This is a genomic window from Rhizobium fabae (assembly GCF_003985135.1).
Classification (GTDB): Bacteria; Pseudomonadota; Alphaproteobacteria; order Rhizobiales; family Rhizobiaceae; genus Rhizobium; species Rhizobium pisi.
Window position 1 is genome coordinate 182,347 of the sequence record NZ_ML133651.1, and the last position, 25,346, is coordinate 207,692.

General features: G+C 62.2%; 19 protein-coding genes. 12 read left to right on the forward strand and 7 right to left on the reverse strand.

Annotated features, from left to right (window positions below; translation table 11 throughout):
* Positions 1 to 147: 147 nt before the first annotated feature.
* The 6 genes from omp10 (at position 148) to EFB14_RS16500 (ending at position 5,818) form a co-directional block, all read left to right on the forward strand.
* Positions 148 to 516 carry an outer membrane lipoprotein Omp10 gene (gene omp10 / locus EFB14_RS16475; RefSeq protein ID WP_126827120.1) on the forward strand — a complete coding sequence of 123 codons (369 nt, stop codon included), beginning with the start codon at positions 148 to 150 and terminating at the stop codon, positions 514 to 516.
* Between the two features lie 36 nt (positions 517 to 552).
* On the forward strand, positions 553 to 873 hold the full coding sequence (locus EFB14_RS16480; protein WP_125847239.1) for a hypothetical protein: 321 nt from the start codon (positions 553 to 555) through the stop codon (positions 871 to 873).
* A 171-nt stretch (positions 874 to 1,044) separates the two neighbouring features.
* On the forward strand, positions 1,045 to 2,994 hold the full coding sequence (locus tag EFB14_RS16485) for a bifunctional metallophosphatase/5'-nucleotidase (protein ID WP_126827123.1): 1,950 nt from the start codon (positions 1,045 to 1,047) through the stop codon (positions 2,992 to 2,994).
* A gap of 123 nt (positions 2,995 to 3,117) precedes the next feature.
* Complete coding sequence (gene hemH, locus EFB14_RS16490; protein WP_126827126.1) at positions 3,118 to 4,152, forward strand: ferrochelatase; 1,035 nt, start codon at positions 3,118 to 3,120, stop codon at positions 4,150 to 4,152.
* A 175-nt stretch (positions 4,153 to 4,327) separates the two neighbouring features.
* Positions 4,328 to 5,359 (forward strand): SPFH domain-containing protein, encoded by a 1,032-nt coding sequence (locus tag EFB14_RS16495; RefSeq protein WP_126827128.1) that lies wholly within the window; start codon positions 4,328 to 4,330, stop codon positions 5,357 to 5,359.
* 3 nt (positions 5,360 to 5,362) lie between these two features.
* The gene (locus EFB14_RS16500) at positions 5,363 to 5,818 is read left to right on the forward strand and encodes an NfeD family protein (RefSeq protein WP_126827131.1); all 456 of its coding nucleotides are present in this window, start codon (positions 5,363 to 5,365) and stop codon (positions 5,816 to 5,818) included.
* Positions 5,819 to 5,832: 14 nt separating this feature from the next.
* Here EFB14_RS16500 and EFB14_RS16505 read toward each other — a convergent pair whose 3' ends face one another.
* Complete coding sequence (locus tag EFB14_RS16505; RefSeq protein WP_126827134.1) at positions 5,833 to 6,828, reverse strand: KpsF/GutQ family sugar-phosphate isomerase; 996 nt, start codon at positions 6,826 to 6,828, stop codon at positions 5,833 to 5,835.
* Between the two features lie 146 nt (positions 6,829 to 6,974).
* On the opposite strand from EFB14_RS16505, the gene EFB14_RS16510 reads away from it, so the two are divergent.
* A complete protein-coding gene (locus EFB14_RS16510; protein WP_126827137.1) occupies positions 6,975 to 8,510 on the forward strand; it encodes an outer membrane beta-barrel protein in 1,536 nt (511 codons plus the stop codon).
* A 114-nt stretch (positions 8,511 to 8,624) separates the two neighbouring features.
* Here EFB14_RS16510 and galU read toward each other — a convergent pair whose 3' ends face one another.
* A complete protein-coding gene (gene galU, locus EFB14_RS16515) occupies positions 8,625 to 9,515 on the reverse strand; it encodes a UTP--glucose-1-phosphate uridylyltransferase GalU (RefSeq protein ID WP_126827140.1) in 891 nt (296 codons plus the stop codon).
* 203 nt (positions 9,516 to 9,718) lie between these two features.
* Between galU and EFB14_RS16520 the strand changes: the two genes are divergently transcribed.
* Entirely contained in the window at positions 9,719 to 10,942 is a 1,224-nt protein-coding gene (locus EFB14_RS16520) for a lytic murein transglycosylase (protein WP_126827142.1), read from the forward strand.
* A gap of 159 nt (positions 10,943 to 11,101) precedes the next feature.
* Positions 11,102 to 12,343, forward strand: a complete 1,242-nt coding sequence (locus EFB14_RS16525; protein ID WP_183604863.1) for an SGNH/GDSL hydrolase family protein — start codon at positions 11,102 to 11,104, stop codon at positions 12,341 to 12,343.
* A gap of 40 nt (positions 12,344 to 12,383) precedes the next feature.
* Here EFB14_RS16525 and EFB14_RS16530 read toward each other — a convergent pair whose 3' ends face one another.
* From EFB14_RS16530 to gltB, 3 genes are all read right to left on the reverse strand, one after another.
* Entirely contained in the window at positions 12,384 to 13,013 is a 630-nt protein-coding gene (locus EFB14_RS16530) for a hypothetical protein (protein WP_126827146.1), read from the reverse strand.
* Positions 13,014 to 13,302: 289 nt separating this feature from the next.
* On the reverse strand, positions 13,303 to 14,757 hold the full coding sequence (locus EFB14_RS16535) for a glutamate synthase subunit beta (RefSeq protein ID WP_126827414.1): 1,455 nt from the start codon (positions 14,755 to 14,757) through the stop codon (positions 13,303 to 13,305).
* Positions 14,758 to 14,974: 217 nt separating this feature from the next.
* Positions 14,975 to 19,696 (reverse strand): glutamate synthase large subunit, encoded by a 4,722-nt coding sequence (gene gltB, locus EFB14_RS16540; RefSeq protein WP_126827148.1) that lies wholly within the window; start codon positions 19,694 to 19,696, stop codon positions 14,975 to 14,977.
* Between the two features lie 541 nt (positions 19,697 to 20,237).
* On the opposite strand from gltB, the gene EFB14_RS16545 reads away from it, so the two are divergent.
* A complete protein-coding gene (locus EFB14_RS16545; RefSeq protein ID WP_126827150.1) occupies positions 20,238 to 21,290 on the forward strand; it encodes a threonine aldolase family protein in 1,053 nt (350 codons plus the stop codon).
* Between the two features lie 53 nt (positions 21,291 to 21,343).
* Here EFB14_RS16545 and EFB14_RS16550 read toward each other — a convergent pair whose 3' ends face one another.
* Positions 21,344 to 22,198, reverse strand: coding sequence for a LysR family transcriptional regulator (locus EFB14_RS16550; protein WP_126827153.1), 855 nt, complete (start codon positions 22,196 to 22,198; stop codon positions 21,344 to 21,346).
* Positions 22,199 to 22,291: 93 nt separating this feature from the next.
* Between EFB14_RS16550 and EFB14_RS16555 the strand changes: the two genes are divergently transcribed.
* The gene (locus EFB14_RS16555) at positions 22,292 to 23,296 is read left to right on the forward strand and encodes a bile acid:sodium symporter family protein (protein ID WP_126827155.1); all 1,005 of its coding nucleotides are present in this window, start codon (positions 22,292 to 22,294) and stop codon (positions 23,294 to 23,296) included.
* Positions 23,297 to 23,377: 81 nt separating this feature from the next.
* On the opposite strand, the gene EFB14_RS16560 is transcribed toward EFB14_RS16555, so the two are convergent.
* Complete coding sequence (locus EFB14_RS16560; protein ID WP_126827157.1) at positions 23,378 to 23,848, reverse strand: Hsp20 family protein; 471 nt, start codon at positions 23,846 to 23,848, stop codon at positions 23,378 to 23,380.
* A gap of 517 nt (positions 23,849 to 24,365) precedes the next feature.
* Between EFB14_RS16560 and EFB14_RS16565 the strand changes: the two genes are divergently transcribed.
* Entirely contained in the window at positions 24,366 to 25,340 is a 975-nt protein-coding gene (locus EFB14_RS16565) for an alpha/beta fold hydrolase (protein WP_126827159.1), read from the forward strand.
* The last annotated feature ends 6 nt before the right edge of the window (positions 25,341 to 25,346 follow it).

Here is a 25,346-nt window from a genome sequence, read left to right on the forward strand (position 1 = left end):
TGCCCGCCGCAAGGCGGGCATTTTTGTAACGCCGGCTGTATAAATGCCGGCCGCCACCTTCCAAGACTTGCCATCCGGGCGGGCGCACGCCATGTTTTGCCCGAACTGAAGCGGGGTCCGCCGCGACGATTCGCCGGGAGAAGCCTTATGAAAATCAGAACTGGTCTCGTTCTTGTCGGTGCAACTGCAGCCCTTGCCGCCTGCGTTGGGCCAGGACCACGCCCCCTGCCGGTTGCAACTGCGCCCGCTCCCAGCGGCGTCGAAGGCAGCTGGAGCGACCCGAACGGCATCGTCTCCACCTTCCAGGGCGGTAGCTTCACCACCCGCACCACCGACAGCAACCAGCTTCTCGCCTCCGGCACCTATATCAACACCTCGCCGACGTTGGTGGAGATCAATATGACCTCACTGGTGCGCAAGACCCAATCCAAGGTGAACTGCGCCCTGGTCAATCCGAGCCAGCTTAACTGCACCTCGGATTCCGGCGCGCAGTTCACGCTTTCCCGTCGCGGCTGAGGAAGAGACGAGGCGATAGGCTTGCGGGGTAGCACCATCCAAGCCTTCGCCGGTTACCTCGTGCTTCTGATCGCAATGCCGCTTGCGGCCCTCGCGGTCGTTTTGCCGGCCAATGTCTATCGCGCCCAGGGTATCGCCGCTCCCGATTGCGATGGTCCGCTGCAAGTCTTGATCTTCGCCCTGCCGGCCGTCCTGATCTATGGCGCAGGCGCATTCCTCGCCTATCGAGCGGGCGGGCGCCTTCATCGCGCCGTTTCCCTGATCTGCCTCATCGTCGCACTCGCCACACTTCCCAATATCGCCGAGGCGGCACATGAACTCTACCGAAACGCCGCCGACGGCGAATGCCTGGGATAACCCGCCTGCTTTTTTGCCCCGCCCCTCTTGGAAAGCACCGCTTCTGGCCCAGCTTTTCCTTGCGGCCATACACCGTCTGGTGGAACATCCGCACGCTGGGTATCGCTCCGGCGGATTATGGAAGGGATCGGCGAGGATCAGGGGGATTTTCGCCTCAATAGGAGAACAGGGATGACGAAGTCTTTCAGCTTCGGTCTTTTGACCGCGTCCATGCTGACGCTGAGCGCGGGTGCCGCCTTTGCGGATTACGAACTCAATATTCTTCATATCAACGATTTCCATTCACGCATCGAATCGATCAACAAGTTCGACTCGACCTGCTCGGCCGAGGAGGAGGGCAAGAAGGAATGCTTCGGGGGTGCTGCCCGTCTGAAGACCGCGATCGACCAACGCCGTCAGGCGCTGTCGGGCAAGAACGTCCTTCTCCTGAATGCCGGCGATAATTTCCAGGGCTCGCTCTTTTACACGACCTACAAGGGCGCGGCCGAAGCCGAATTCCTCAACCTGATGAAGTTCGACGCCATGACCGTCGGCAACCATGAATTCGACGACAGCGAGGACGGGCTTGCGACCTTCCTCGACAAGGTGCAATTCCCGGTCGTGACGGCGAACGTCAAGGCCGCGGCGGCCTCCAAGCTCGGCGACCGGATCAAGCCTTCGCTGGTTCTCGATGTCGGCGGCCAGAAGATCGGCATCGTCGGCGCCGTCACCAACGATACACCCGAACTGTCCTCCCCCGGCCCGAACGTTACGATTGCCGACGACGTCCAGAGCATCACCGCCGCCGTTCAGGATCTGAAAGGCCAGGGCGTCAACAAGATCATCGCGCTGACCCATGTCGGTTATCCCCGCGATCTCGCTCAGATCGCCAAGATCCCGGATGTCGATGTCGTTGTCGGCGGCCATTCCCACAGCCTGCTCTCCAATACCGACCCGAAGGCCGAAGGTCCTTACCCGACGATGGTCGACAATCCCGGCGGCTATAAGGTGCCGGTTGTCCAGGCTGCCTCCTACAGCAAGTATCTCGGCGATCTCGTCGTCAATTTCGACGACAATGGCGTCGTCAAGGACGCCAAGGGCGACCCGATCCTGATCGATTCCACCTTCACGCCCGATCCGGCTGTCATTGCCCGTGTTGCCGAACTGGCAAAGCCGATCGAGGAACTGCGCAAGAAGGTGATCGGCTCCTCCGAAGGCCCGATCGAGGGCGACCGCAAGGTCTGCCGCGTCAAGGAATGCTCGATGGGCAATCTGGTGGCCGATGCCATGCTCGACCGCACCAAGAACCAGGGCATCACCATCGCCTTCCAGAATGGCGGCGGCCTGCGCGCCTCGATTGACGGCGGCGACGTCACCCAGGGCGAGGTGATCACCGTCCTGCCTTTCCAGAATACGCTCGCCACTTTTGAGGCGACCGGCGCTGATATCGTCAAGGCGCTTGAAAATGGTGTCAGTCAGATCGACCAGGGCGCCGGACGTTTCCCGCAAGTCGCCGGCCTGAAATTCTCCTTCGACCAGTCGAAGGCCGTCGGCAGCCGTGTCAGCGATGTCCAGGTGAAGGAAGGCGACAACTTCGCTCCAATCGATCCGGCCAAGACCTACAAGGTCGCCACCAACAACTTCATGCGCGGCGGCGGCGACGGCTATTCGATCTTCAAGGAAGGCAAGAATGCCTATGATTACGGTCCGGATCTTGCCGATGTGACCGCCGAATATCTGGCGGCCCACTCGCCCTATAAGCCCTACACCGACGGCCGCGTCACCGAAATTGCCGCAGCTGCGGCGCCGGCGCCCGCTACCGAACCGGCTGCTCCCGCCCCCGCGCCGGCGGCACCTGCACCAACCGCCGCGCCCGCTCCCGCACCAACTGCACCCGCACCGTACACCGAGCCTGCGCCTGCGGCACCAGCAGCATCCGCGCCCACTGTGGCTCCGGCAGCCTCCGCGCCTGCCGCAACGACGCCGTCCACCCATGTCATTGCTGCCGGCGATACCTTCTGGGATCTCGCCGTCACCTTCTATGGCGATGGCACGCTGTGGCGGAAGCTTTCGGATGCCAACGGCAAGCCGAACCCGCATCATCTGACGATCGGCAAGGAGATCGAGGTTCCTGCCAAGTAAGACGATTTGTCCCGATGACATCGGCCGGTCCGGGGTTTCCCGGGCCGGCTTTTCTTTCTATAGGGTGAACCATGATCCCGAGGCTGCGTATGAGCCGATGGGACAAAGAGCGTTGGGGCCAGAATGACAGCAGATATTTCACTCCGTCCTGCCGACCATCCGACCGTCAAATCAGGCAAGGTCGGTGTCCTGCTGGTCAATCTCGGCACGCCTGACGGGACCGATTACAAGTCTATGCGCCGTTATCTCAGGGAATTCCTGACTGATCGCCGCGTCATCGAATGGTCGCCATGGAAGTGGTATCCGATCCTGTTCGGCATCGTGCTCAACAGGCGCCCGCAGAAGGTCGGAAAGGCCTATGAGCTGATCTGGAACAAGGACAAGAACGAAAGTTATCTGCGCACCTACACGCGCAACCAGTCGGAACTGATGGCCGAGCGCCTGAAAGATCTTCCCAACGTCAAGGTCGACTGGGCGATGCGTTACGGCACGCCGTCGATCGCCTCGCGCGTCGAGGTGCTGAAGGAAGCGGGCTGCGACCGCATCGTGCTTTTCCCCCTCTATCCGCAATATGCGGCGGCAACGACAGCGACTGTCAACGACAAGGCCTTCCAGAAGCTGCTGACCATGCGCTGGCAGCCGGCGCTGCGCACCGTGCCCGACTATCATGACGACGAGACCTATATCGAGGCGCTCGCCCGATCCGTGGAAAGCCACCTTTCAACGCTCGACTGGAAGCCGGAGATGCTGCTCGCCTCCTTCCACGGCATTCCGATGTCCTATTTCAAACAGGGCGACCCCTATTACTGTCAGTGCCAGAAGACCGGCCGGCTGCTGCGCGAACGGCTCGGGCTGACCAAGGAAAGCTTCATGGTCACCTTCCAGTCCCGCTTCGGGCCGGAGGAATGGCTGCAGCCCTATACCGACAAGACGGTGGAGAAGCTCGCCAAGGACGGCGTCAAGCGCATCGCCGTCATCAACCCTGGCTTCGTCTCAGACTGTCTGGAGACGCTGGAGGAGATCGCCGAACAGGCCGCCCATTCCTTTCACGAGAACGGCGGCGAGAAGTTCGCGCATATTCCCTGCCTCAATGACGGCGAGGACGGCATGAAAGTGCTGGAAAAGGTCGTCCGCCGCGAATTGCAGGGCTGGGCCTGAGAGCCTTCCTTCAGAAAGCAGCGCGGCTGGCAACAGCCCAATGATCTTGCCGAAACGGAAGCTCCTTTTTGCTTGGAGCCCGGACGGTTGCGCCCGCATTTCTTCCTCGCAAATAACGTGCTAACTCACCACATGAGTTGGGCGGGCGCGCATGCGCCGATAGGAGGAATTCTTCATGCTGTTCGGCGGCTTCGACATCGTCGTGATCGTGCTTGTTATCTTCGTCATCATGGTACTCTTCGCCGGGATCAAGACCGTGCCGCAGGGCTATCGTTATACGATCGAGCGCTTCGGCCGTTATACCCGCACGCTGGAGCCCGGCCTGAACCTGATCACCCCCTTCATCGAGCGTGTCGGCGCCAAGATGAATGTGATGGAGCAGGTGCTGAACGTGCCGACCCAGGAGGTGATCACCAAGGACAACGCCTCGGTCTCGGCCGATGCGGTCTCCTTCTATCAGGTGCTAAATGCCGCCCAGGCCGCCTATCAGGTTTCCAACCTCGAAAACGCCATCCTCAATCTCACCATGACCAATATCCGCTCTGTCATGGGCTCGATGGATCTCGACGAACTGCTCTCCAATCGCGATGCGATCAACGACCGGCTGCTGCGCGTCGTCGACGAGGCCGTGCATCCCTGGGGCATCAAGGTCACCCGTGTCGAGATCAAGGACATCCAGCCGCCGCGTGACCTCGTCGATGCGATGGCCCGCCAGATGAAGGCCGAGCGCGAGAAGCGCGCCCAGGTGCTGGAAGCCGAAGGCTCGCGCAACGCGCAGATCTTGAGAGCCGAAGGCGCCAAGCAGTCCGCCATCCTGCAGGCCGAAGGCCAGCGTGAAGCCGCCTTCCGCAACGCCGAAGCCCGCGAACGTCTTGCCGAGGCCGAAGCCAAGGCGACGAAGATGGTCTCCGAAGCGATCGCCGCCGGCGACATCCAGGCGATCAACTATTTCGTCGCCCAGAAATACACCGAGGCTCTCGCCTCGATCGGTTCGGCGCCCAATTCCAAGATCGTGATGATGCCGATGGAAGCCTCTTCGATCCTGAGCTCGCTCGGCGGCATCGGCGCCATTGCCCGCGAGGTCTTCGGCGATGCCGGCAATCCGCCGCCGCCCCCCGCGCCGCGTCCGCGTCCCGCGCCGGTCCGCTCGACACCGCCGATCAATCCGCCGAGCCCCAATCCTTTCAACCCCGATCCGGAGCGATAAGCCATGCTGGCGAAGATCATCGCGGAACTCGGTCCGTGGAGCTGGTGGGTCGCCGGCCTCGTGCTGCTCGCCGCGGAAATGATCGTTCCCGGCTTTTTCCTGGTCTGGATCGGCCTTGCCGCGCTGATCGTCGGCGCCCTGTCACTGCTCTTCTGGGACAGCGCTTTCTGGGTCTGGGAGCTACAGGCGATCCTCTTTGCGCTGCTCGCCGTCGCCACGACCTTCGCCGGCCGCCGCTTGACGCTGCGCAACGCCGAAACCGACGAGCCTTTCCTCAATCAGCGCGGCGAGAGCCTCGTCGGCCGCACGGCAACGCTGCACGAGCCGATCCGCGAGGGCCGCGGCCGCATCCGCCTCGACGATACGCTGTGGCAGGTGATGGGGCCTGATCTTCCCGTGGGAACGCAGGTGAAGGTGGTTTCGTGTCACGGCCGTGACCTGAGGGTCGAGCCAATCTGATCAAAGAAGCCTGATCAGGCGACGCCGATCCGCAGCAGATCGTGGAAATGCACCAGCCCGAGCGGCCGGTTGTCGTCATCGACAACGATCAGCGCGCCGATGTGGTGCTGGTTAAGCAACGCCAGTGCGGCGGTCGCCAGCACCGTCGGCTTCACCGTCTTCGGCGTCCTGGTCATGATGTCGTCGACGGCGAGCTCGGCAAGATTGCGCGTCAGGTTGCGCGCCATGTCGCCTTCGGTGACGATGCCGCAGAGCCGCCCATCCTCATCAAGCACGCCGACGCAGCCGAAATGCTTGCGCGACAGCACCGTGATCGCCTCCGGCATCGGCGTTCCCCTGGCAACAAGCGGCAGCCGCTCGCCGATATGCATGATATCAGCAACATGCATCAGGCTCGCACCCAGCTTGCCGCCGGGATGGAAGACGTGGAAGTCCGTCGCGGTAAAGCCGCGCGCCTCCAGGAGCGCCACAGCCAACGCGTCGCCGAGCGCAAGCTGCATCAGCGTCGAAGTCGTCGGCGCCAGCCCATTGGGGCAGGCCTCCTGCTCGTTCGGCACCAGAAGAACGATATCGGCGGCGGTCGCCAGCGAAGACCGTTCGCTGCAGGTAATCGCAATCAGCGGGATGGAGAAGCGCCGCGTGAAGGAGATGATGCTCTTGAGCTCCGCGCTCTCGCCGCCTTTGGAAATCGCCAGGACAACGTCGTCGCGCGCGATCATGCCGAGATCGCCGTGATTGGCTTCGGCCGCATGCACGAAAAAGGCAGGCGTGCCTGTTGAGGCGAAGGTGGCCGCCAGCTTGGCGCCAATATGGCCACTCTTACCGACACCGGTGACGATGACGCGTCCGGAGATGTCGCCGATGACTTCGACGGCCCGTGCGAAGGGACCGGCCAATCCATCGTCAAAAGCCCGCTCGAGCGCTTCAAGACCGCGTTTCTCGGTTTCTATCGTGCGTTTTGCCGATTCGAGAACGCTGTTTTCGATGAGTTTTATCGCTCTTCTGTTCATGGAAATGCGTTAGACCTTTTCACTTTCCGAGTCCACCCTGCACAATTTCCGAATTATGAACAGCACCTGCCTGCGGCAACGAATGATTAACCACAAGGCTTTACCTTTGGGTAAGAACCGAAGAGCATGTCAGGCACGAATTGTATATGGGCCAGCGAAATCAGACGAGCAGTGTGACGCCGCTCCGCGCCATGAGCCGTGCCATGTCTGTCGTCGCGCTCGGAGGCCTGCTTTTCGGCCAGGCGGCGTTCGCGCAGTCCGCCTCGTCACAGTCTTCAAGCAGCAGCTCCTCGGCCTCGCAGGGCGATCGCACCACGAATAATGCTGCGTCCTCAAGTTTCGACGACGAGACCGACGATTCCACCATCCCCTCCGCAACAGGCACAAGCACTGGGAATACGGAGGATGCCCAGCAGAAGGCCATACCGGATGCGCAATCCGACGGTGACGTTACCGGCTCCATTCTCGACGACGACATACGCCGGCTAAACACCCGCGAAGCGCCGCTCGACGAGGCGCTGCCGCGCCGTAAGGGCGCCGAAAGCGCCTCGACGGCGCAAACGCCGGGCATTCCGATCGGTACTTTCGTGCTCCGCCCGAGCGTTACCCAGAGCATCAACACCGAGACCACCAAGGACGGCAATAACAGGCAACGGCGCGCCTTTCTCGAAACCGATGCCGCCGCGACCTTGACTTCCGACTGGGGCCGGCACCAGCTGAGCGTCACCTCGGAAGGCGCCTGGCAGAGGAATATCAGCGGCGAGGGCGAGGAGCAGCCGTCCTTCAAGATCAATGGCGACCTCAGGCTGGATCTTTCGAGCGATACGGTCGCGCACCTCACCGGCGGTTACAATTTCTACCGCGAGGATACGGACGATCCCGACGCCATTGCCGGCGCGACGCAGCAGTCCGACGTACAGGAATTTTCGGCCGGCGCCTCCATCCAGCGCGATTTCGGCATTCTGCGCGGCACGACGGCGCTGGCGCTGACCCGCTCGGTCTATTCGGATGCCACGCTCGCAAACGGCACCACCGTCGCCCTCAGCGATCGCAACCAGACGACGGGCACGCTGCGCGGCCGCATCGGCTACGAGCTGTCTCCTGCACTCATCCCCTTCATCGAAGCCACAATCGGCCGCACGCTCTATGATGAGACGCGTGATTCCGCGGGCTACGAGCGTTCGGGCCATAGCTACGGAGCCAAGGCAGGTGTCGAGGTCGATCTCGGCGAGAAGCTCAAGGGTGAAGTCGGCGTCGGCTACGAGATGGCGGACTTCGAGGACAGCCGGCTCTCCTCGATCGATGCGGCCACGCTGGATGCGAGCCTGCTCTGGTCGCCGATCCGCGGCACCGATGTCAATCTCGACCTGCAGACGAGCATTCAGCCTTCGACGACAACGGGCGAGAGCGGCTACGTCTCGCATGCGCTGACGACGACGGTCACCCAGCAGCTGCGCGACAATCTGGTGGGGACGATGATCGGCGGGGTGACCTGGCGCGACTATCCCTCGGACAGCACCATCAACGATGAGCTCGTCTATACCGCTGCGACCGGCCTGACCTGGAACATCAACCGCTATCTCGATTTGACCAGCACGCTCGGCTACGAGCTGACGGCACGCAAGGAAGGCACCGACTCGCAGCAATGGCGCGCCGGCGTCGGGCTCAAGCTGAAACGCTGATGCATGTCGTCTGAAAGATGTGCAGCGGTTTGGGACAACGACATCCATAAAATAAAAACGCCGCGCCTCCGATGGGAGGCGCGGCGCACTATCACTGATCGCTAAGCGAAAGCCTTACCTCAGGCCGGCAAGCAGTTCCTTGAAACCGCCCTCGACGGAGGGGCGGATATCGGCACGCTCGAGTGCGAAGGCAACGTTGGCCAGGATGAAGCCGTCCTTGGCGCCGCAGTCGTAGGTCGCGCCGCGGAAGTGGTAGCCGGCGAAATCCTGTTCCTTCAGCAGCTTCAGCATGCCGTCGGTGAGCTGGATCTCGTTGCCGGCGCCGCGCTCCTGGGTTTCGAGGATCTTGAAGATCTCTGGCTGCAGGATGTAGCGGCCGTTGATGAAGAAGTTGGAAGGCGCCGTGCCCTTGGCAGGCTTTTCCACCATGCCTGTGATGCGGAAGCCTTCGCCGATCGCCTCGCCGACACCGACGATGCCGTACTTATGCGCCTGGTCTGGAGCACATTCCTCGACGGCGATGATATTGCCGCCACTCTGGCCGTAAAGGTCGATCATGCCCTTCATGCAGCCCTTGCCGTCGCCCTTCATGATCATGTCGGGCAGCAGCAGCGCAAAGGGCTCGTCGCCGACGATCTCGCGGGCACACCACACGGCATGACCGAGGCCGAGCGGCTCCTGCTGGCGGGTGAAGCTCACCGTGCCGGCCTTCGGCAGCTGCTGGGCGAGAAGGGTGATTTCAGCCTTCTTGGCGCGCTCGCGCAGCGTCTGCTCCAGCTCGAAATGAATGTCGAAATAATCTTCGATGACGTGCTTATTGCGTCCCGTGACGAAGACCAGATGTTCGATCCCGGCCTCGATCGCCTCATCGACGACATATTGAATGATTGGTTTGTCGACGACGGTCAACATTTCCTTCGGAACAGCCTTTGTCGCCGGAAGGAATCGTGTCCCCAAACCGGCAACCGGGAATACTGCTTTACGAACTTTGCTGTGTTGAGCCACACCGGCCTCCTGCTTCGATCATATCGCTTTGGAAATAGAGCTTTTTAGCTTCACCTAGTATAGAATTGCTACTGTTTTGCAAATGGTGACCGCAGCGGATCGCCATGGTAAAGAATTTGTTGACTCCGTTCCTGTAGTCTCGGGTTTGGGCGGACATGATGCCCCGCTGCACCGGAAACTGAAGACGTGGGATACGACTGTCGATGACCCAGAATCACAAATACTCCCTTCGTGGTCTTGCTCTCGCACTCATTGTCGCAGCCCAGGTGGGGCTGGTCCCCGACAATGCGAAAGCTGATTCCCGCTTCCAGAAATGGATCGCGGATTTCTATCAGACTGCCGCTCAGAGTGGCATCAGTAAGGCAACCTATCAAAAGGCTTTTTCCGGGGTGAGCGAGCCCGATCCGACCGTGCTCGAAAAGGCGGCTTACCAACCGGAATTCACCTCGAAGATCTGGGACTATGTCGATTCCCGCGTCAACCCCTATACGGTCAAGATCGGCCGCGAGATGGCCATCAAGCATGCAAAGACGCTCGATGCAATCGAGCGTCGTTTCGGCGTCGACAAGACGATTCTGCTCGCCATCTGGTCGATGGAATCGAATTACGGCGCGATCCTCAATAAGGACGACCGGCTGCACTACGTGCCGCGTGCGCTGGCAACGCTTGCCTATGCCGATCCGAGCCGCGCCAAATTCGCCAAGAAGCAGCTGGTCGCCGCGCTGAAGATCCTGCAGAACGGCGATGTGCCGGCACGCGAAATGACCGGCTCCTGGGCCGGCGCGATGGGCCACACCCAGTTCATCCCGACGAGCTACCTGCTCTATGCGGTCGATGCCGACGGCAACGGCCATCGCGACATCTGGAACTCGGTGCCGGATGCGCTGGCGACCTCGGCCAATCTCTTGATGAAAAACGGCTGGGACACCGGCAAGACCTGGGGCTACGAGGTCGTCGTTCCCGCAGCCGTCGCCAAGCAGGTGGGCAAGACCCATACACTGGCCCAATGGGCGGCGCTCGGTCTGACACGCCCGAACGGCAAAGCCTTCCGCGACGGCGGGACAAAAGCCATGCTGAAGATGCCGGCTGGAGCCGGCGGCCCGGGCTTCCTGATGACCGGCAACTTCTTCACCATCAAGAACTACAATGCTGCGGACAGCTACGCGCTTGCCGTCGGCCTGCTGGCCGATCAGATCGCCGGCTATGGCGGCTTGCAGCAGCGCTGGCCACGCCCGGACGGCGCGCTCGACATCACCGAGAAATTCGAGCTGCAGACCCGTCTCAAGACGCTCGGCTATTACAATGGCGAGGTCGACGGCAATTTCGGCTCCGGTTCGAAAGCGGCGATATCGGCCGTGCAGGAGCGCATCGGCATGCAGCCGGACGGCGAACCCTCGCTGCCACTTCTAAACGCGCTTCGCCGCTAGTTTTCCGCCCCGGCTTGGAATCATGCAGGACGCTTCAGGTCTGTGTCTCATGCGGCTCGCCCAGAATCGCCGCATGGTTTTAGGCGACTTGCAATGGAAGCGGCAGAACCGTGACCTAGATATGAGTGGGAGTGGACGCTGGCCTACCCAGAGTGCAAGATGCCGGCAGATGCGGAACTGCCCATGACGAAGAAAACTGATCGGACTCGTAAACTCCGTTGGCTGATGCTCGCCCTGACGGCGGCTTCGTTGTGCCTCGGCGTGGCTGCCCCGGTACATGTCGCCGAAGCCCAGGAGCAGCATTACCAGCGCCGCTCGATCCTCGATTTCTTCCTGGGCCGGCGCTATCTCGACGATTCCCCGCAACCACCTGACGTCCAGCAGCCGCGGCGCCAGCAGCACAAGCGCCCGCCGGCGCAGAAAGCCATCGTCAATACCCGCACCGCCCCTCCGGCCCGCGCCCCCATGCAGGATGAGGAGCCGGCCGTGCAGAAGCTTGCCGACGCGCGCAAGATCCTGATCGTCGGCGATTTCCTTGCCAGCGGCCTCGGCGACGGCCTCACCGCCGCCTTCGAGACTTCGCCGGGCGTCGTCGTCGAAGCCCGCGGCAACGTCTCCTCGGGTCTCGTCCGCGACGACTATTACGACTGGCCGGAACAACTGCCGAAGATGATCGACGAGATGAAGCCGGCCATGGTCGTCGTCATGATCGGCGCCAACGACCGCCAGCAGATGGTGACCGACACCGCCAAGGAGAAGTTCCACACCGATGGCTGGTTCGCCGAATACCGCCGCCGCGTCCTTTCTTTCGGTAAGGAGGTCACCGACCGCAAGATTCCACTGCTCTGGGTCGGTCTTCCCGCCTTCGAATCGGATTCGATGACGGCCGATGCCGTCCAGATGAACCAGCTCTACCGCAACCAGGTCGAAAGCATCGGCGGCGAATTCGTCGATATCTGGGATGCTTTCGTCGATGAAAATGGCTCGTTCATTGTCACCGGTTCGGATGTGAACGGCCAGCAGGTGCGCCTGCGTACTTCCGACGGCATCAACCTGACCCAGGCTGGCCGGCGCAAAATTGCCTTCTATGTGGAAAAGCCGGCCCGGCGCATTCTCGGCACCCAGGCAAGCCCTGATCTGGTCCGCCTCGACTCCAGCAATCTGCCCGGTCTCGGCCTCCCCGCCAATCCCGTCGAGCACACCGTGCCGATCAGTCTCTCCGACCCCAATCTCGATGGCGGCGCCGAGTTGCTCGGCGCAAGACCGCCGCCTGTGACGCTGGCGAAATCGCCGCGCGACCTTCTGGTCGAGCAGGGGGAAATGACGCCCGCCCCATCCGGCCGCGTCGACGACTACCGCCTGTCGGCGACAAAGGCGCCGGCGGAAGTCTCGGTCAAATGATGAAGGCCGCCCGAGGCGCGCCCCTTTTGCTTCATGCAGCTTATGCCGCTGCCTGCGGCCAGCTCAGATAATAGTAGTTCGAGCCGATCAGACCGAAGTAGGCGTTGCTGTTGTTCGTCTGGTCGACATAGCTGCCATTCTGCTTGACGAAGGTGCCGCCGGCGCCGCGCTCCAGATGCGCGTCGAGGAAGTCGCTCCAGCCGCTGACGTCGATCGCCTTACCGGTCTTGCTGTCCGTATTGGCTTCGTCGGGATCGTCGACGTCCCAGGCGGTGATCGATACGCCCTGCGTCGGATCGGAGATGGTGAGCGTGCCGGCCTCCAACGCAGCCAGCATGTCGTGAGCCTTGCCGCTCTCGCCTTCGGCTGCAGCTGCATCCTGCAACTGCTTCTTCAGCATCGACATGAAGGAGGCGCTGGTTACCTCGGCGCTGTCGCCGGTCGCGTTGGCCTCATCAGACGTGTCGCCCTTGGCCGACAGCGTGTCGAGCAGCCCCGACAGGGCCTGGTTGGAAAGAAGCGAGGCCGAACTCGAATCGAGCCCGTAGCTGCTCAGGATGTTGGCCACCGACGAACTTTGCGCATCCTGCGAGCTGTCGTCGGAGCTGCGAAGGTTCTTCAGGGCATATTGGGCCGAAACCATCCTGGTATTATCAAGTGCGGAAACCATTTGAAAAATCCTTGTCGATCCTTCGCGGCGGCTAGCCGCGGCCGATGGTGAAATGCTTGCGCAACAGAAACGGCGGGGCACGTCCGCTCCGGTCGCCGCCGGCTCTTCCTGAGCCTGCGTCCGATGGAAAGTCTTGTCTCCCGGCATTGCTTGAGGCTTGCGGCGCAGCCTGGCGCGTCAAGCGGTCGCACCAGCAATAGGGCGCCCTGTCGGACGCCGACGCTCGATAAAAAAACTCCGCCGGAGAGGCGGAGTTCTTGTCTTATAGGGAACGTGTGTTCGGCCGCGATCAGGTCGGCAGGACGGTCGAGCCCATCAATGCCTCATCGATGGCGCGCGCCGCCTGGCGGCCTTCACGGATCGCCCAGACTACCAGCGACTGGCCGCGGCGCACGTCGCCCGCCGTCCAGAACTTATCGATGGAGGTCTTGTAGTCGCGGTCGTTGGCGACGACATTGGTCGAGCCGCGCTTGTCGGTGTTGAGCGTCAGCTTGCCCTCGAGTTCCTTCAGCACGCTTGTTGTGAACGGGCCGCGGAAGCCGATGGCGATGAAGGCAAGATCGGCGCGGATCACGAATTCGGTGCCCGGAACCGGCCGCCGGCGCTCATCGACTTCGCAGCACTTGACGCCGGTCAGCACGCCGTCTTCGCCGACGAATTCGAGCGTCGCCACCTGGAATTCGCGCACGGCGCCCTCGGCCTGCGAGGAGGAGGTGCGCATCTTCGTCGCCCAGAAGGGCCAGACGGCCAGCTTGTCTTCCTTCTCCGGCGGTTGCGGCCGAATGTCGAGCTGGGTGACCTTGACGGCCCCCTGGCGGAACGCCGTGCCGACGCAGTCCGAAGCCGTATCGCCGCCGCCGACGACGACGATATGCTTGGCGCCGGCAAGGATCGGGTCCGACGGCCAGCCGACGCTGTCGATGTTCTCGCGCCCGACACGACGGTTCTGCTGTACGAGATAGGGCATCGCATCATGCACGCCGGCAAGATCCGTGCCCGGAATGCCCGCCTCGCGCGGCGTCTCGGAGCCGCCGCAGTAAAGAACGGCGTCGTGATCTGCGAGCAGCTGCTCGACCTTGACGTCGACGCCGACATTGACGCCGCAATGGAAGGTGACACCCTCGCCCTTCATCTGCTCGACGCGGCGGTCGATGAAGTTCTTCTCCATCTTGAAATCGGGAATGCCGTAGCGCAGCAGGCCGCCGGGCTTCGTCTCGCGCTCATAGACATGAACGTCGTGGCCGGCGCGCCCGAGCTGCTGGGCAGCCGCCATGCCGGCGGGGCCGGAACCGATGACGGCAACCTTCTTGCCGGTATGGACCGTGGCCGGCTGCGGCCGGATAAAACCGAGCTCATAGGCCTTGTCGGCAATCGCCTGTTCGACCGTCTTGATGGCAACGGGCGCATCTTCGAGGTTCAGCGTGCAGGCTTCCTCGCAGGGCGCCGGGCAGACGCGGCCGGTGAACTCAGGGAAGTTGTTGGTCGAATGCAGGTTCTGGATCGCCGCTTCCCAGTTGTTGTTGTAGACGAGGTCGTTCCAGTCGGGAATCTGGTTATGCACCGGGCAGCCGGTGGGGCCGTGGCAATAGGGGATGCCACAGTCCATGCAGCGCGCGGCCTGTTTCTGCACTTCCGGGTCCGACATCGGGATCGTGAACTCACGGAAATGTCGGATACGATCCGACGCCGGCTGATACTTCGCCACCTGCCGGTCGATTTCCAGAAACCCTGTTACCTTACCCATATCTTCGTCCCTTACCCTCATGACCGCCTCGCCCGCGGCCAGTTGTCTGTCATCAGTCCCGGTATCCCGGGCGGGTTGCTTTCTCTCGACCGTCATTGGCGCATATCCCCTGAAGGATCCCGCGTGATCTGGATGGCTTTCCGCCATCGTCACGGGTCATCGAGATATTCGCCATCCGTCACACCAGCTCAGCAGGTGACGGATGGCACCGTGCAAATCACTCCGCCGCAATGCCCATCCGGCTGCGTTCCATTTCCTCGAGCGCACGCCGGTATTCGACCGGCATGACCTTGCGGAACTTCGGACGGTAGTCGGCCCAGTTGTCGAGGATCTGCTTGGCGCGGGCGGAGTCCGTGTAGTGCAGATGGTTGGAGATCAGCTGGTAGAGGCGCTCTTCATCATGGCGGGTCATGTCACCGGAGACGTCGACACGCCCCTTGTGCATGAGATCGCCGCCGTGATGATGCAGCTTCTCCAGCATATCATCCTCCTCGGGAACCGGTTCGAGCTCGACCATCGCCATGTTGCAGCGGCTGGCGAAATCGCCGGTTTCATCGAGCACATAGGCGACACCACCGGACATGCCGGCCGCGAAATTGCGGCCCGTGGCACCGAGCACGACGACGACGCCGCCGGTCATGTATTCGCAGCCATGGTCACCGACACCTTCGACGATGGCGATCGCGCCCGAATTGCGCACGGCGAAACGTTCGCCCGCCACGCCGCGGAAATAGCATTCGCCCTCGGTCGCACCGTAAAGCACGGTGTTGCCGACGATGATCGAGTTCTCGGCCACGATCCTCGAATTCTCCGGCGGCCGGATGATGATCTTGCCGCCCGAAAGCCCCTTGCCGACATAGTCGTTGCCGTCGCCGATCAGGTTGAAAGTGACGCCGCGCGCCAGGAAGGCGCCGAAGCTCTGCCCCGCCGTGCCACGAAGCGTCACATTGATCGTGTCTTCCTTCAGCCCGCGATGATTGAAGCGCTTGGCGACCTCGCCGGAAAGCATCGCGCCCGCCGAACGGTCGACGTTCCTGATGCCGACCTCGAAGGCAACGGGGGTCTTGGCGGTCAGCGCCGGCTGAGCCTGCTCGATCAGCACACGGTCGAGAATATCGTCGATCGGATGCTGCTGCCGGCTCGTCCAGAACGTCTCCTGCTTCGGAGCATCGACCTTGTGGAAGATGCGGCTGAAGTCGAGGCCCTTTGCCTTCCAGTGCGCCAGCATCTCGTCCTTCTCCAGGAGCTCCGAGGCGCCGATGATGTCGTCAAGCCGGGTGAACCCGAGCGAGGCGAGGATTTCGCGCACTTCGTTGGCGACGAAGAAGAAGTAGTTGATGACGTGCTCCGGCGTGCCCTTGAAGCGCTTGCGCAGCACAGGGTCCTGCGTCGCCACACCCACCGGACAGGTGTTGAGATGGCACTTGCGCATCATGATGCAGCCGGCCGCGATCAGCGGCGCGGTGGCGAAGCCGAACTCGTCGGCGCCGAGCAACGCCCCGATGATGACGTCGCGGCCGGTCTTCAGGCCGCCGTCTACCTGCAGCGCGACGCGCGAACGCAGGCCGTTCAGCACCAGCGTCTGCTGGGTTTCGGCAAGGCCAATCTCCCAGGGACTGCCGGCATGCTTCAGCGAGGTCAGCGGCGAGGCACCCGTGCCGCCGTCGAAGCCGGCAACGGTGATATGGTCGGCGCGCGCCTTGGCGACACCAGCTGCAACCGTGCCGACGCCGACTTCCGAGACGAGCTTGACCGAAACGTCAGCGGTCGGGTTGACGTTCTTCAGGTCGTAGATCAGCTGCGCCAGATCTTCGATCGAATAGATGTCGTGGTGCGGCGGCGGCGAAATCAGGCCGACGCCCGGCGTCGAGTGGCGGGTCTTGGCAACGGTCGCGTCGACCTTGTGGCCCGGCAGCTGGCCGCCTTCGCCCGGCTTTGCGCCCTGCGCCACCTTGATCTGAAGCACATCGGCATTGACGAGATATTCGGTGGTGACGCCGAAGCGGCCCGACGCGATCTGCTTGATCGCCGAGCGTTCCGGGTTCATCGAACCGTCGTGCAACGGCATATAGCGGTCGGATTCCTCGCCGCCCTCGCCGGTGTTCGACTTGCCGCCGATCCGGTTCATGGCGATCGCCAGCGTCGTATGCGCCTCCCTCGAGATCGAGCCGAAGGACATCGCCCCCGTCGAGAAACGCTTGACGATATCGACCGCCGGCTCGACCTCGTCGATCGATACTGGCTTGCGGCCGAGCGCCTCGGCGCTCTTGATGTTGAACAGCCCGCGGATCGTGTTCATGCGCAGCGCCGAGTTGTTCACCATGTCGGCGAATTCGCGGTAGCGGTCCTCGGCATTGCCGCGCACGGCATGCTGGAGGGCGGCAACCGCATCCGGCGTCCAGGCGTGGCTTTCGCCGCGCATGCGGTAGGCATATTCACCGCCGATATCGAGCGTCGTCGCAAGCAGCGGATCCTTGCCGAAGGCTGCGGTATGACGGGCGACGGTCTCTGCGGCGATCGCTTCAAGGCCGATGCCTTCGATCATCGTCGCAGTTCCGAAGAAATACTTGTCGACGAGTTCCGATGCGAGGCCGATCGCATCGAAGATCTGCGCGCCGCAATAGGACTGATAGGTCGAGATGCCCATCTTCGACATGACCTTGAGGATACCTTTGCCGACCGCCTTGATGTAGCGGTAGACGACCTCGGAGGCATCCACTTCCTTCGGGAATTCGCCCTTGGCATGCATGTCGAGCAGCGTGTCAAAGGCGAGATAAGGGTTGATCGCCTCGGCGCCGTAGCCGGCAAGCAAGCAGAAATGATGCACTTCGCGCGGCTCGCCGGTCTCAACCACGAGACCGACCGAGGTGCGAAGCCCCTTGCGGATCAGGTGGTGGTGCACGGCAGCGGTCGCCAGCAGCGCCGGAATGGCGATCCGGTCAGGCCCGATCTGACGGTCGGAAAGCACGATGATGTTGTAGCCGCCCTTGACCGCCGCCTCCGCACGCTCGCAGAGCCGGTCGAGCATCTCAGGCATGCCTTCGGCGCCACGCTCGATATCATAGGTGAAATCGAGCGTCTTGGTGTCGAAACGGTCTTCCGTATGGCCGATCGAGCGAATCTTTTCGAGATCGCCGTTGGTCAGGATCGGCTGGCGCACCTCGAGGCGCTTGGCGTTCGCCATGCCTTCATGGTCGAGAATGTTCGGACGCGGGCCGATGAAGGAGACAAGGCTCATCACCAGTTCCTCGCGGATCGGATCGATCGGCGGGTTGGTCACCTGCGCGAAGTTCTGCTTGAAATAGGTGTAAAGCAGCTTCGGCTTTTCCGACATCGCCGAGATCGGCGTGTCTGTGCCCATCGAGCCGATCGCCTCCTGCCCCGTCGTCGCCATCGGCGACATCAGGATGCGGGTATCCTCGGTCGTGTAGCCGAAGGCCTGCTGACGGTCGAGCAGCGACACGTCGCGGCGCAGCGCCCGCGGCTCCACCGGCTTCAGCTCTTCGAGGATGAGCTGGGTGCGATCGAGCCAGCTGCGATAGGGATGCGCCGTCGCAAGCTGCGACTTCACCTCGTCGTCGGAGATGATGCGGCCTTCTTCCATGTCGATCAGCAGCATCTTGCCCGGCTGCAGGCGCCACTTCTGGATGATTTTTTCTTCCGGAACGGGCAGCACGCCGGCCTCGGACGCCATGATGACACGGTCGTCGTCGGTGACGAGGTAGCGCGCCGGCCGCAGGCCGTTGCGGTCGAGAGTAGCACCAATCTGCCGGCCGTCGGTGAAGGCGACGGCAGCCGGGCCGTCCCACGGCTCCATCAGCGCAGCGTGATATTCGTAGAAAGCCTTGCGTTCGGCGGCCATCGACTGGTTGCCGGCCCAGGCCTCCGGGATCAGCATCATCACCGCATGCGCCAGCGAATAACCGCCGCGCACCAGGAATTCGAGCGCATTGTCGAAGCAGGCCGTGTCCGACTGTCCTTCGTAGGAAATCGGCCAGAGCTTGGAGATATCCTCGCCGAACAGCGGCGAGGAGACCGACGCCTGCCGCGCCGCCATCCAGTTGACGTTGCCGCGCAGCGTGTTGATCTCGCCGTTGTGAGCGACCATGCGATAGGGATGCGCAAGCTTCCACGATGGGAAGGTGTTGGTCGAGAAGCGCTGGTGCACGAGAGCGACCGCGCTTTGGAAACGCGGATCCGAGAGGTCCTTATAATAGGCGCCGACCTGATAGGCCAGGAACATGCCCTTGTAGACCACCGTCGCCGACGACAGCGATACCGGATAAAAGTTGCTCTCCTCGCCGTCGAACTCATCATAGATGCGATTGGAGATCACTTTGCGCAGCGTGAACAGCCGGCGCTCGAACTCGTCGTTGTTTTCGGCATCCTCACCGGCGCCGATGAAGACCTGCACGTGGTGCGGCTCGGTCGCGGCGATGTCAGGCGCCTTGGAAAGCGAGGAGTTATCAACAGGCACATCGCGGAAACCGATGAAGACTTGGCCTTCTTCGACGATGACGTCCTTGATCACCTTCTTGAAGTGCTCGATCTGCTTTTCGTCGCGCGGCATGAAGATATGGCCGACGCCATATTCGCCGACCGGCGGCAAGGTGATGCCCTGCGCGGCCATCTCCTCGCGGAAGAACCCGTCGGGGATCTGCACCAGAATGCCGGCGCCGTCACCCATCAGCGGATCGGCGCCGACGGCGCCGCGATGCGTCAGGTTCTCGAGGATGAAGAGACCGTCCTTGACGATCTGATGCGACTTCTCACCCTTCAGATGCGCGACGAAGCCGACACCGCAGGCATCATGTTCGTTGCGCGGATCATAGAGGCCTTGTTTCTTCGGCAGGCCGGAGGCGGATTTGGACATATTGGCCGTCGCGCGCACCTTGGCAGCAGCGAACCGGTCAAATTCCATGGATGGCGTCTTCGTCATCGTCTTTCCTCCTGTCGAAGCCCGCGGGGCTGCGGGCGGCTTTTCGTCCCGCGCCGCAACCCGAAAATAGGTCCGGCGCATGACAGCGCTGTTGCATTGTGAAGATCGGTCGCAGACATCTGCTTGGGAAAGCAAACCGTCGCGTTCCGCGCCTGCCATTCGCCTCCGCGCGCCGCCCGTCCATGGGGTTTGGCGCTCGGAAGAACTATAGCGTGAAAGCCGTTCTGTTCCAGGGCTTTCGGCGCTTCTTCGGCCGCAAAGGCCAAAATAGGACAGCAACACTGTCCTAATTCATCTGTTCTATGCCAGAAAGCATCCGGCTCCGCAAGAGCGCGCCATCAAAAAACGTCAATTTGCGACGGAAGATTACCGCAGCAGCATGTCAGGCGAAATAAAATTACGAAAAGCATGATCATTTTGTTTTTTGATTGCGTAGTTCAATTTCTGTGATGTGTCTGGAGAGACGACCTTGATCCTGTGAAGCTTTCGCTTAATCTCCGCTCCCGAACCCGCCCGACCCTTCCTTTCCACGGTTTCCCCCATGTTCTTTGCTTCCGATAATTGGGCCGGCGCCCACAGATCCATTGCCGAACGCCTGCTGACGGAATCGAGCGGCTTTGCCCCAGCCTATGGCGCCGGTGACCTCGACAAGAAGGTCGAAGCCCGCTTTTCCGAAATCTTCGAGCGTGAGGTTTCCGTTTTCTTCGTCGCCACCGGCACCGCCGCCAATTCCCTGTCGCTGGCAAGTGTCCAGCGCCCCGGCGGGATCACTTTCTGCCATGCGGAATCTCATGTGATCGAGGATGAATGCGGCGCACCGGAGTTCTTCTCCGGCTCCGCCCGCCTCGTTGCCGTCGATGGCGAAGCCGGCAAGATCGATCCGGCCAAGCTTTCCGCAAGGATCGCGAACTTTCCCGAGGACGCCCTCCGCCATGGCCGCGCCAGCGCGGTGACGATCACCCAGGCGACCGAGATCGGCACCGTCTATTCGCTGCCGGAGATCGGCGAGATCGCCGCCATATCAAGAAAGCGCAATCTGCCGCTCCACATGGACGGCGCCCGCTTCGCCAATGCGCTGGTGGCGCTTGGCGCAACGCCGGCCGAGATGACCTGGAAGCGCGGCGTCGACATGCTTTCTTTCGGCGGCACCAAGAACGGCTGCTGGTGCGCGGAGGCGATTGTCTTCTTCAATCCGGATCAGGCAAAGGAAATGCCCTTCATCCGCAAGCGTGCCGCCCAGCTCTTCTCCAAGTCCCGCTTCATCGCCGCCCAGTTCGATGCCTATTTTGAAAACGGCCTCTGGCTCGATCTCGCCCGCCATTCGAACGGCATGGCCGACCGGTTGCGCGCCGGCATCGGCGCAAGCAGTGCCGCCCGCCTTGCCTGGCCGACCGCATCCAACGAAGTCTTTGCCATCGTCAGCAAAAGCGCTGCAAAGACCGCGGAGGAAAGGGGTGCCAAATTCTATGAATGGCCCATCCCCGCAGCAATGCCGGAACTCGCTTCCAAAAGCGAGGCTCTGATCCGCCTCGTCACCAGCTTCGCGACGACGGAAGCCGATGTGGACAGCTTCCTGAAGTGCCTCTCCGCCTGAGCGCCAGTCGAAATGGCCTGCCGGCGCGGCGAGTGTTTCGGTGACGGCAAGGGTCACCCTGACTTCAATCTTCGCACCTTCTGCAGGATATCTTCCGAAAGCGCCGAGACCAGCGCCTGATCGGCTCCCTTGCGCGGCACCAGCACGAATTCCACATCCTCCAGCAGCGGCAACTTTCCCGCGGCGATCTCCTTCAGCCCTGACGGCGCCATGCTGCGTGGCTGCACCAGCACGCCCATGCCGGCTCGTGCCGCCGCCGTCAGCCCGCTCAGGCTGCCGCAGGTGCAGACGATCCGCCACGCCACGCCATTTCGTCCGAGCGCCTCCAGCGCGATCGCCCGTGTGACGCTTGGCGGCGGAAAGGCGATGAGCGGCAGGAGACCGGAGGCGAGCACATGCTCCGGATCGCGCGCCAGCCAGACGAGCGGCTCGCGATAGACCAGTTTTCCCCGCGCATCGCCAAGCCGGCGCTTGGCGAGCACCAGATCGATCTCGCCATTGTCCTGCATCTCGTAAAGGACGCCGGAAAGCGCCACGGTCAGCTCCAGGTCGACGGAAGGATGTGAACGAACGAAATCCTCCAGCACTGCCGGCAGCTGGCTGGTGACGAAATCCTCCGACACGCCGAGCCGCAGGCTGCCGCGCAGGCTGTTGCTCCTGAACAGCGACTGGACCTGGCCCTCGATCTGAAGCATGGCGCGCGCATGCGAAAGCAGCGCCTCGCCGTCACCGGTCAGCATTACCTTGTGTGTGTCGCGCGCGAGAAGCCTGCGCCCGAGCGTGGTCTCCAGCCGCTGGATGTGCTGGCTGACCGTCGATTGCCCGAGGCCCAGCCTTTCTGCGGCGAGCGTGAAACTGCCCATCTGTTCGACGGCGATGAAACTGCGAAGTTGCGAAAGATCCAGCATAGAAAATCCAGTTTCTCGATAACTGTTATTCCTTGCATCCTGGATCATAATGGACGACAGAACAATGACTATTTACTATGCCGCGAGACCGCCATGCGCCGCTTTCTGCCCGATACCTTCACGATCCTGCTCGTCTGCACCGTCATTCTTGCTTCGCTGCTTCCGGCGCGCGGCAGTTTTGCAGGCTATTTCGGCATCGCCACCGATCTTGCCATTGCGGCACTGTTCTTCCTGCATGGCGCGCGCCTGTCGCGTGACGTCGTCATTGCTGGCCTCCTGCACTGGCGCCTGCATCTCGTCATCCTGCTGACGACCTTCGGCATTTTCCCGCTGCTCGGCCTGGCGCTCGGATTGGTCCCCGATACGATCCTGCCGCAGCCGCTTTATCTCGGCATCCTCTTCCTCTGCGTGCTGCCGTCGACGGTGCAGTCGTCCATCGCCTTCACCTCGATGGCGGGCGGCAACGTGCCTGCGGCCATCTGCTCCGCCTCGGCCTCCAACATCTTTGGCATGTTCCTGACGCCGTTGCTCGTCGGCCTGCTCTTTTCCGTCGGCGGCCATGGCGGCTTCTCCTTCGATGCGCTGCAGCAGATCCTGCTGCAGCTGCTTGCGCCCTTCATCGTCGGCCAGATCCTGCAGCCCTGGATCGGCGACTGGATCCGCGCCAAGAAGAAGATCCTGATGCCGGTCGACCGCGGCTCGATCCTGATGGTCGTCTATCTCGCCTTCAGCACCGCCGTCGTCGAAGGGCTGTGGCACACCTTCTCGATCGCCGACATCGCTGTCGTCATCGTTGCCGACATCGTCCTTCTGGCGTTTGTCCTTGCTTTGACGATGTTCGGCAGCCGCTGGCTGGGCTTCAACAAGGCTGACGAAATCACCATCACCTTCTGCGGCTCGAAGAAAAGCCTTGCGAGCGGCGTACCGATGGCCAACGTCATCTTTGCCGGCCAGTCGATCGGCGCAATCGTTCTTCCCCTGATGCTCTTCCACCAGATCCAGCTCATGGCCTGCGCCGTCATCGCCCAGAAATATGCCGCCGCCGCGGCCCGGCGCGCAACCGAACAGCAGATGACGGATGCCGCCAGCCCGGCCTGAACGACTAGGCCCGCTGCAGCGACAAGAAAAAACGGCGCCCCGATGGGAGCGCCGTTCGTTTTACCCGTAAGGGAACGATGATCAGCCGTTGATGACCTGCGCCTCGATGGCCTTCGGAGCCTCGACAGGCTCGGCGGCAATCGCGATCTTGCGGGGCTTCATGGCCTCGGGAATATTGCGCAGAAGGTCGATGTGAAGCAGGCCGTTCTTCAGCGAAGCGGCGATCACCTCGACATGATCGGCAAGCTGGAAACGGCGCTCGAATGCGCGCTTGGCAATGCCGCGATAGAGGAATTCGCCACCTTCCGGGGTTTCCTCGTTCTTTTCACCCTTCACCGCCAGCACATGGGCATGAGCCTCGATCGAGAGTTCGGTCTCGTCGAAACCGGCAACAGCCATGGTGATGCGATAGGTGTTTTCACCGGTGCGCTCGATATTGTAGGGCGGATAGGTCTGCGCCTGCTCCGGCTGGGCAAGGCTGTCGAGCATGGTGAAGAGCCGGTCGAAACCGACGGTAGAGCGATAAAGGGGAGAGAAGTCTACGTGACGCATGATGTCCTCCTGTGGAAGCGACGTGTTGCGATAAAATGCCCCTGAAACCCCATTTTTGGCGGCCTCGGGACGGCTGAACGGGCCCTTTTGGCACCCGCAGGATGGAGATGGTGATGGGATTTGACGAGTTCAAGACCTTCGCGAAATTGCCGCCTTCGGCCCGGTGAACCCGGCATGAACAATCGGTTCGGAAGGCGTTCAGGCGCATTCGCCTAGGAATCTGGCGTCGGGGAAATCTGGTCCCGATGGCTGAAGTGCATCGTCCCTTCTTCTTCAGTCTTAAACTCGGCCGGCTGCGGGCACCCTCATGCTCCTGCCGGCCCTTTTCCCCCGCGCGTCCGAAAGGACGCGCAAAGGACGCTGCAACACTTTGAAATACTGCATAATTTTATCCTCAAATCGATCCCGATTTGAGGAATTATGCAGTCGGCCGCGCCGGCGCCACCGCTTTCCAAGCCGGATGCCATGCGCTATCCCTGATAAGCGAAGCAGTCAGCAGCGGCGCATTGGCAAAGTCATGGATCAGGTTCTTTATTCGACGCCCGACAATCCCGCCCCGGAAAACCGCACGGAGGGGTTCTTCGAAACCCATGACGGCTACCGGCTGCGTTACGCGGTTTTCCGTTCCAGTGCGCAGGTCGCTAAGGGCACGGTCGTCATCCTCCAAGGACGCAACGAATATATCGAGAAATATTTCGAGACGATTCGCGACTTGACCGCCAGGGGTCTCTGGGTCGCGACCTTCGATCTGCGCGGCCAGGGCGGTTCGTCGCGGCTCCTCAAGCGCCGCAACCACGGCCACATCCGCCACTTCACCGACTACGAGCGCGATCTCGACACCTTCCTCGAAAAAGTGGTGCTGCCGGATACCCGCCTGCCCTTCTATCTGCTCGGTCACTCGACGGGCGGGCTGATCGCGCTGTCGGCGGCTCCCTATCTCACCACCCGTATCGATCGCATGGTACTATCCGCTCCCTTCATCGGCCTGACGAGACAAGCGGCCTCGCCCCGCGTCATCCGCACGCTCGCCGGCACGCTGACGGCCGTCGGGCTCGGCTTCATGCCGCTGACATCGAAACTGAAGGAACCGGATTTCCGCGACAACCCGCTGACCTCGGACGAAGCCCGCTTCGAGCGCAATGTCGCGATGATGAAGGCCCATCCCGAGCTGACGGTCGGGCCACCCACAGCCCGCTGGCTGACCGAGGCCTTCCGCACGCAAGAGCGCGTCACCTCGCCCTACCATCTCTTCTCGATCACCATCCCCACCGTCGTCATCGCCCCGACGCGCGACGGCGTCGTGCCCTATACGGCGCAGGAGCGGCTCTCTCGCTATTTCCGCGCCGGCCAGCTGGTGCCGATCAACGGCGCCCGCCACGAGATCTTCCAGGAACGGGATGTTTACCGCGCGGCAGCGCTCGCCGCCTTCCACGCCTTCATTCCCGGCAGCGATGCCGAAGAGAACCAGGATGTCGCCGCCCTCGGCACGTAAACGGCC